This window comes from Vibrio mexicanus, from assembly GCF_001012815.1.
GTDB lineage: Bacteria > Pseudomonadota > Gammaproteobacteria > Enterobacterales > Vibrionaceae > Vibrio > Vibrio mexicanus.
On record NZ_JYJP01000096.1, the window covers coordinates 98,829 to 107,386 of the forward strand.

Below are 8,558 nucleotides of genomic sequence, written 5' to 3' on the forward strand. Positions count from 1 at the left end.
CGACAAATTTATTTCACTCTCACATTGGTACTAAACCACATTTACGCGTGAGAAATAAATGGTAGTTCAAAGTCGTAAACCTAGTAGCCAGCCGTTACTGTACACTATGGTGTCGAACAAAAGCGTATTTAGAGTCGTTGTTGGTGGCTTTCTTGGAATATTATCGATTGGATTCGCGAGCCTGATATACTTCAGTTATCAAGACTACGTGCACCCAAGGCATGTCTATGGCTCTTGGATTGAAATTGGCGCACCTTCCTATGACACAGACAAACTCACCCTCAATGAACAAGGCGTGTTTCGCAACGCTCGTCTGATATCTACTTCCTTTGATTTTGATGGTAAAGAAATTTTCATAGAAACCGGTCAAGGCGTTACTATTTATCGCCTAGCTGGCACCCCCAACTCTCCACAGTTACGTCGGGTTCAACCGAATAGCCCAACTCAGCGCATGATCAAAGAGGGCTATGAAAACACAGTCGATATGGAAGGTGGTGGCCCAGCAAAGAATCGGCGCGCAGCTCTATCGGAACATTTTAATAATAAATAGCGTTGCGCGCGTCTATACCCAAGTAACCTCAAGATGCGTGGTACAGCGAGAATTGCCTAGTTTGCAAACGCGGCAACGATTCGACAATCTAGTGGTTCTAAATTAAGAATCGTTAACAAAGTGTGCGAGCTAGGCAAACTCGCCCTTCGGGAGCGGTTCACTGGTTCAATTTCTGCGTTAAATGACTTGGAAAGAACTTGTTATTCCGCTGCGCCATTTGCCTAGAACTTGAACCAGTGACAACGCTCTGAACCCTGCATCTTGAGGTCACTTGGGTATAAACAACTGAGTTTTGCATTCAATCAATAAATTCGTTGATAGCCCTCAGCCTTTTTCTGAGAAATGTCACTATTTCTCAGCTTCACAATAGGATAAATCCAACGACTTTCCCTATTGAACCACTATCGGTATATAATTAAAAAATATTTTAAATCAACAGAGTAGCATAATGACTGAATGGCTAACTCAAGTGACCACGTTTATCCAAACTTGGGATAACAGTGTCCTATTTATCACTGCTGCAAGTTTTCTCGCATGGATCATATGGCGTGTGCTTTACAAGCGCTTGGAATTCATCACCGCAAAAACGCCCTTCCACTGGGACGACTTAACGCTTCAAGCATTAAAAACGCCTATCAGTACATTAATTTGGTGCTGGCCGGCCACAATCTCTTTGGGTTATGTCCTCCAAAAGCATATCGAATCCGAGCTTAACTGGCTCAATACACTGAAGTTACTGCTCGTTATCAGTATCTTTGTATGGATTACACTTAGGCTCATTAACAATATCGAAGAGTTTGTTCTAGAAAAGCAAACTCGAGATGAAACAACCGTCCAAGCCGTCGCCAAAATAGCGCGTTTATTCTTCATGACGGTTGGTGCGCTAACCGTTATGCAGGCGTTTGGTTTAAGCTATCTGGCTTACTCACTTTTGGTGGTGTCGGTGGCTTGATTGTTGGTTTAGCCGCTAAAGACTTACTTTCGAACTTTTTCGGTGGTCTGATGGTTTACTTCGACCGACCGTTCAAAGTAGGAGATTGGGTTCGTTCCCCTGACAGACAAATTGAAGGTACAGTGGAGCGTATTGGATGGCGTATGACCATCATTCGCACCTTCGATAAACGGCCGCTTTACGTGCCTAATTCCGTATTTAGTAGCATTGTGGTAGAAAACCCTTCTCGAATGCTGAACAGAAGAATCAATGAAACGATAGGCGTGCGATACTCCGATGGTGAAAAAGTCGAAACGATCGTTAATCAGATCAAGTCAATGTTACTTGAGCATCCTGATATCGACTCGAAGCAAACCTTGATTGTGAACTTCAATGCTTTCAGCGCTTCTTCGCTCGATATTATGGTTTATACCTTTACCAAAACCGTCAACTGGATCCGCTTTCACGAAGTGAAACAAGATGTACTACTCAAGATCCAAGAGATCATCGCGGACAACGGAGCTCAAATCGCGTTCCCAACACAAACGCTGCACTTCTCCCAACAGCGTGACGGTGAGTACAAGTCTCAGCCTATTCCTGAGGGGACAACGCCTACACATCAGCCCCCTCCCCTATAATCTGATGAACGAAGTACTAGTCTAAAAAAGAGGCCCTTTGCATAAGCAAAGGGCCTCTTGTCATCCGAGACGTTACCAGTCCGATTACATCTTAATGAAACGTGCTCTAAATTGGCGGCCTTTTAACTTGCCATCTTGTAGCTGCTTCAGTGCCTTATTGGCAATCTTCTTATCAACCGCCACATAAGCACTCATCGGGTACATGTTTATCTTGCCAATCAGTTTGCCATCTAAACCCGCATCTTTAGTCAGTGCACCTAGAATGTCTCCAGGGCGAACTTTCTGCTTTTTACCACCAGCGATTTGGATTGTCTTAAATGACGGTGTCATCGGCTGTGCGGATGTCGGTTTTTGAGGCTTCTCTGATGGCGTCACTTCAATATCCATATACTCTTCAACTAACGCGACTTTATAACCGTCTTTTTGGCCAATGAAACTGAAAGCGTTACCCTTGCTTCCAGCCCGTCCCGTTCTACCGATGCGATGCACGTGAACTTCAGGGTCTCTTGATAATTCAAAGTTCACAACCACATCGAGGTTATCAACATCTAAGCCACGTGCGGCCACATCCGTCGCGACAAGCACAGAGACACTTTTGTTCGCGAACATAACCAAGGCTTGGTCACGCTCTCGCTGCTCCATATCGCCTTGAAGTTCAATAACACTAAAACCTCGGTGATGCAGCTCATCAGCCACGTTTTGCACTTCTTTCTTCGTATTACAGAAAATAACCGCGGACTCAGGCTGATGTTTTAGAAGTAATGATTCGAGTAAATCGTCTTTATCTTCATTACCTTCTACTTCATAAAATGTTTGTGAAATTGAAGAGCCGGAGTGTGTTGAAGCGACTTTAATTAGTTGGGGCTGCTTCATGACTCGTTGAGCAATCGACTGAATCTGCGCTGGGAAAGTGGCGCTGAATAGAAGCGTTTGGCGGTCGCTAGGAGCTTGAGCAATAATCTCATCTAAGGCATCTTGGAAACCCATATCGAGCATGCGATCGGCTTCATCAAGTACTAAGGTGTTTAATTCATCAAGACAAATACGCCCTTTACCCAAGTGATCTAGGATACGCCCCGGTGTGCCAACTAGAATATGTGCGCCATGCTCAAGAGAGCCAATTTGCGGCCCCATTGGCATACCGCCACATAAGGTCAGCACCTTAATGTTATGGATACCACGAGCAAGCGTTCTTATTTCTTTAGCCACTTGGTCAGCAAGTTCACGAGTTGGGCAAAGCACTAAAGACTGAACTCGGAATCGTTTCACTTTCAAGTTACTAAGCAGACCTAAGCTGAATGCCGCCGTCTTACCAGAGCCCGTTTTACCTTGGCCAATGACGTCTTTCCCTTGCAGGATCATAGGCAGGCTTTGTTCCTGAATAGGCGTCATTGTTTGAAAACCTAGACTATCTAAAGTGGATAGTAATTCTGGCTTTAAATTGAGTGATGAAAATGGCTGGCTCACGGCTGGCTCCTAACGGGCGAATTTGGGCAGGTATTATCTCCAAATCTTACTCAGTTGCCAGTGTTTGTTGATCTTTTTCCATGACGTTTTCCTTTGTATCCCTTTCTATAAGCGGGATAAGTAGCATAACAACAGCGCCTCAATTCATTCGATACTGCATCGAAGTCGATACACTGATGCAACGGCATACATGGAGAGTGTGATTCAAACCTAACATACTGAATAAACGTAAAACTTAACTGCCAACTACAATATAGTAGTAAAAAAACATAATTATATTTTGGCTAGGACGCGCAATGACGCAATCATATCAATATCGGGAACCCGAACGTTCGCGGGTATCTTGCTGTCCGTTGAACTACAAAGTTGTTTGTATGTTCATACTGATCTTTTCTGGAACGGTCATCCTTTCCGGCTTTGTCAGTATTTATGCGGCAAATCAACACGCTAAGGCTTATGGCGACAGTGCACTGACCGAACTTGAACGAAGTATCGACAATATCTCGCAAGAACTGAGAGTGCTGTATAGCACCATCTCGCCTCAATGCAGCGATTACGACAAGTTCAAGTTAAGGCTTCAAGGCTACGAGTCTAAAATGATTCAAGAAGTGAAAGCCTACTCTCGGAACCACTTTTTCTGCAGCAGCTACGAGGGCCGCATTGATGACCGAATGAGTCGGCACACATTAGACGTCATTGAGCGCTCTACCCATGCAACAAGTATTGTGCTGACGACTTCAGAGCTTATGTCTTCACAGCTCACGATTTTTGCTTCAACCGGCAAAGGGCGTGGTTACAGTGCCACGATACATCCAAACCAGTTTCTCAGTGATGTGTCTAATACCCTAACCAACGAACAATACCACTACGAAGTTCGAGTCGGCACACAAGCCATTCCATCCTCTCAACCGCTGTTTGAAAATCCGGACACTGAACTCTATTTTGCCTCTCATCGTTATCCAATCTCGTTGAGAATTCAGCTGGGTGACGCAGCCTACCAAACATACTTTATCAACCACATTTGGCATACCAGCTTGTTTGCTTGCCTGTTTGCCTGCCTCTATTTGATTTACCATCAAAACCGCCGCTCTAAAAGCTCAATAGAGTTTGCACTTCGAGAAGCGATCCACGAACATCAAATCAAAGTTCACCTTCAACCGATTATTGATATCTATAGCCAAACCGTCGTAGGCAGCGAAGCGTTAAACCGTTGGTATCACCCAAAACAAGGTTACATTTCCCCTGACGTGTTTGTTCCACTTGCTGAACGACTGGGCCTAATCAACGAACTCACCCAAAATACATTCGCTATGATTACGCGCATTCTAAATCAAAACAAAGCGGAGCTTGCGCACCAATACATCAGTGTCAATCTGAGTAGGCAGCTCATCACGCAACCGGAGTTCATAGAGTTCTTGTTGGATTATGCAGACAAGAATGCATCCATCGTGGCGCAAATTCTTTTGGAGATCACCGAAGATCACAACTTGGACGCTCAAGAGTTGGAGGTTGCAATTGCCTCACTTAGCCGTTTGAAAGAGAAAGGTTTTCGTATCGCAATCGATGACTTTGGTACGGGCTATTCCGGACTCGATTTTATTCGTCAGCATACCTTCAATGTCATGAAAATTGATAAGGTGTTTATCAATGGCCTTCGTAAGAATGAAGCGATCGCGCCAGTTTTGGTTTCCATGATTGAACTCGCAAGGGAGTTGGATATGACGGTGATTGCGGAAGGTGCAGAGACGCAGGAACAAATCACTCAACTACGTCAACTTGGTGTGCAATACGTACAGGGCTTCTACTATTCAAGAGCGATTCCACCCAAGGATTTCGTCAGCTTCGGTCAGCAGCCTTTTGTTGGGCAATTGATCTGCTAACCATATCGAGCCCTTCCTTTAGTAGAGCGACGTAAATTGACTTTGCATCGCTCTACTAACAGGGAGTTTATCTCCCTCAATCAGCACTGACATCTTACCGGTAAAGTCTTTCTTCACCTTTTCAATGCTGGCGACATTGACCACCGTGGAGCGGTGAATTTGCCAAAACTTGTCAGGATCAAGTTGAGACAAGAGTTCACGTAAAGACGTTCTAAGCAAAAACTCTTCACGTTTGCCACTGGTATTCGTCATGACCGTTACATACTTGTCTTCCGCTTTGAGATAGAGAACATCTGACACCGCCACTAAGTGAATGTCGTCACCCCTTACCGCTTTTATCCAGCTTAGGTAGCTCGGGGCTTTTTCTGTTGCCGTTAGTTGCTGTATTTGACTGAGCAACGATTGCAAATCTGGGCTGCTTTCTGGCTTGTCATGTTCGAGTTTTTGCTTGAGCTTATCAATACAGCGGTCAAGCCGTTTATCATCAAGCGGTTTCAATAAGTAATCGACGGCATTGGCTTCAAAGGCTTGAACGGCATATTCGTCGTAAGCGGTAATAAAAACAACAGTCGGAGCATTAGAGAGTTGCGCTAAACGCTTTGCCAATGTGATACCATCCATTTCAGGCATTCGAATGTCCAAAAAGGCAATATCTGGCTGGTGCTTTTCAATCAAATCTAAAGCAACTTGACCATTTTCAGCTAAAGCGGCGACATCCAGCTCTGGCCAGGCATCGGAGAGGGCTCGATTGAGGTGATGCCTAAGTAATGGCTCGTCATCTGCGATGATGGCAGTCGTTGCTCTTTGATTGATGGATAAACTCATAGCAGAATCCTTTGCTCGTTGGGATAAAGGTTATGGTACAGGGCTGGCGGCTTGGTGACCATCTTCAATACGAATACTTGCAGTCACGCCACCTAGGCTGTTTTGCACTATCGACAGCGAAGCACTGTCATTAAACATCGCTTGCAAGCGTTGACGAATATTGGCAAGGCCAACACCATGACCGTTATGGCTACTTGGCGCTTCCAAACCTACACCCGAATCTTCAACCCGAATTTCGATAAGGCCATCTTGTTTCGTCGCCTCAATTTTGATCTCTCCACCAGCACCATTAGGCTCAATGCCATGCTGAATAGCATTTTCAACCAAAGGCTGAACCAAAAATGGAGGAAGTTGCACTTGGTCGATTGCCGTGTCGTAATCGATGGAGTATTGAAGCCTTTCCCCTAGCCTGACTTGATGAATACCCAAGTAGGCGTCAGCCAACACTAACTCCTCTCTTAAGCTAATCAGCTCCTTAGTGTTGGTTTTCAACGTAGCGCGCATAAGGTCGGTCAGCTTACTGAGCATTTGTTTAGCTTGTGTCGGTTCGCTGTCAATTAACACCTGAATGTTAGCCAATGTGTTGAACAAAAAGTGAGGTTCTATTTGGCTTTGAAGCTGCTTCAATTGACTGAGAATTAGTGCTTTCTCTTGCTCTGACTGCTTGCGCTTAGCGATTTCTAGCTCGCGTTCAGCAATCATTTTTTGCTCATAAGCGTAGAAGTAGAAGAAACAACCTGCGGTTAAGACTAAGCCCAAGAATGCCACCGGAACAATATCACTAAATCCACTAAAGGCTGAGTAGTGACTTAAAACCAAATACGCATTGAGTGTGCCGAAAACGAAGGAGAACAGAATCGAAAGTCCATTGATTCTTAGCAGAGGGAAACTTGGCCACATTTTTGAAATCGCGAAAGCACTAAATACCGCGCAGTACCCATATCCAAAACTGATGGCGATGTGTTCATACCACTTACCCGCCCAAATCAGTTTAGTCGCGACTGCAATCGCCAAGCAAAATACCGTTGTCGCTAAAATACTCACGACCCAGTCTCTTGTACGAGGATTTGTTCCAGCCATTAAAATCTCCCCTTCACATTAAACAAAATCATATACTTATCACTTAGATTTGCATAGGCAGAGTCACTATCTCCTGTCATAAATCGTGCGGCGATCTCCATTTCAAGAGAGCTATCACCATTATCATGAGCCAAATAATTTAACCACTGGGTAGCAATCACCCCGCCGTCTTCTGGCGAAAGGAGTACATCAAATGTCGGTGTTAACTTCTCTAACCATAACTTATCGTTGCTCCACTCCCATTGGCTCCACGCACTGCTGTCTAAACTCCAATGAAACATGACATTATGGGCAACTAGGTTGGTTTGCAAATATCCATTGGCATAACTTGCTGCCAATGGCGAAAGTTGAGCTGACTGAGATAAGATTTCGCTGCGATTTAGCGCTTGCGACCAATCAGACTTGTCCCAACTTCGGCTGTCGTACCAATATTCCAAGATTATGTTATTGCCTACTGCATTGGCCCAATTGAGGCCAACTAACCATTGAAATCCATCTTCTTCCCGCACTAAAGAGACAGGGCTAAGCAATTCGTTAATCGCACTATCACTACTCGCTTCAGGATGCTGATAAGTATGATAGTAACGTTGATAAGTGGCGGAGCTATGAAGAGCCCAACTCGTATTAAGAACAGTAACAATTGAGCCACCAATCAAACCCTTGCGGATATCATCGTAGTAGCCGATCGCTTGCCATTCGGTATCACCGACCAAAGCATAGCGTCGAAATCCGAAACCCTGCTGTTCAGTGGCTTCCTCAAGCTCAGCCCCCTCTTGTTGGGTCCAGCTCGAGTCGGTATAAACCAAGCTCCACTCGCCTTGCATATCAAATGATGAGAGCAATGCAGTACCTGTCCCTTCCTCTACCTGAATTCCTATCGGGTTTCGACGATACGGTTTGAAGATGTCTAGAGGCCGGTAGCCATATCCCACTCCCCAATCGAGTCGAACCTTGCCCAGAGTGATATCAATGACATGGTCGTGAACATCTAGGCTGCCTAGCCAAAACAGCTCTTGCGCAATGAAGTCCGCGTCGAAGCTTTGCGAAGAGTCTGATGACCATACCTGATCACCTTTAACCGCCAGTAGTGCTGTCCAATCGTAAAAAGACAATTGAGCGTCTAGCAATACATTGACCGACTGTGTGCTGCTTTCAGAAGACTGTCCATTCATTTCAGACAGTTACTC

6 protein-coding genes and 1 pseudogene are annotated in these 8,558 nt (G+C 45.0%); 3 read left to right on the forward strand and 4 right to left on the reverse strand.

Features of this window, described 5'->3' with window-relative positions:
• Nucleotides 1–106: 106 nt before the first annotated feature.
• Entirely contained in the window at nucleotides 107–550 is a 444-nt protein-coding gene (locus tag UA76_RS14085) for a DUF2850 domain-containing protein (RefSeq protein WP_047047344.1), read from the forward strand.
• A gap of 448 nt (nucleotides 551–998) precedes the next feature.
• Nucleotides 999–2,119 (forward strand): annotated as a pseudogene (locus tag UA76_RS14090) (mechanosensitive ion channel family protein).
• 84 nt (nucleotides 2,120–2,203) lie between these two features.
• Here the strand turns inward: UA76_RS14090 and dbpA are convergent.
• On the reverse strand, nucleotides 2,204–3,586 hold the full coding sequence (gene dbpA / locus UA76_RS14095; protein ID WP_047047316.1) for an ATP-dependent RNA helicase DbpA: 1,383 nt from the start codon (nucleotides 3,584–3,586) through the stop codon (nucleotides 2,204–2,206).
• A gap of 374 nt (nucleotides 3,587–3,960) precedes the next feature.
• On the opposite strand from dbpA, the gene UA76_RS14100 reads away from it, so the two are divergent.
• Nucleotides 3,961–5,466: an EAL domain-containing protein gene (locus UA76_RS14100; RefSeq protein ID WP_052772054.1), complete on the forward strand. Its 1,506-nt coding sequence runs from the start codon at nucleotides 3,961–3,963 to the stop codon at nucleotides 5,464–5,466.
• An 18-nt stretch (nucleotides 5,467–5,484) separates the two neighbouring features.
• Here the strand turns inward: UA76_RS14100 and UA76_RS14105 are convergent, their stop codons facing one another.
• The 3 genes from UA76_RS14105 to UA76_RS14115 are packed head-to-tail and all read right to left on the reverse strand — an operon-like array spanning nucleotide 5,485 to nucleotide 8,543.
• Nucleotides 5,485–6,279, reverse strand: coding sequence for a LytR/AlgR family response regulator transcription factor (locus UA76_RS14105; protein WP_420340922.1), 795 nt, complete (start codon nucleotides 6,277–6,279; stop codon nucleotides 5,485–5,487).
• A 42-nt stretch (nucleotides 6,280–6,321) separates the two neighbouring features.
• Nucleotides 6,322–7,371: a sensor histidine kinase gene (locus UA76_RS14110; RefSeq protein ID WP_047047325.1), complete on the reverse strand. Its 1,050-nt coding sequence runs from the start codon at nucleotides 7,369–7,371 to the stop codon at nucleotides 6,322–6,324.
• Entirely contained in the window at nucleotides 7,371–8,543 is a 1,173-nt protein-coding gene (locus UA76_RS14115) for a hypothetical protein (RefSeq protein ID WP_052772055.1), read from the reverse strand. Before UA76_RS14115 ends, UA76_RS14110 begins: the two co-directional genes overlap by 1 nt.
• Nucleotides 8,544–8,558 lie beyond the last annotated feature (15 nt).

Excerpts from the sequence above, each read along its gene's own strand:
- UA76_RS14085 (WP_047047344.1), top strand. The coding sequence starts at position 107 with ATGGTGTCGAACAAAAGCGTATTTAGAGTCGTTGTTGGTGGCTTTCTT.
- UA76_RS14100 (WP_052772054.1), top strand. The coding sequence starts at position 3,961 with ATGTTCATACTGATCTTTTCTGGAACGGTCATCCTTTCCGGCTTTGTC.
- UA76_RS14110 (WP_047047325.1), bottom strand. The coding sequence starts at position 7,371 with ATGGCTGGAACAAATCCTCGTACAAGAGACTGGGTCGTGAGTATTTTA.
- UA76_RS14115 (WP_052772055.1), bottom strand. The coding sequence starts at position 8,543 with ATGAATGGACAGTCTTCTGAAAGCAGCACACAGTCGGTCAATGTATTG.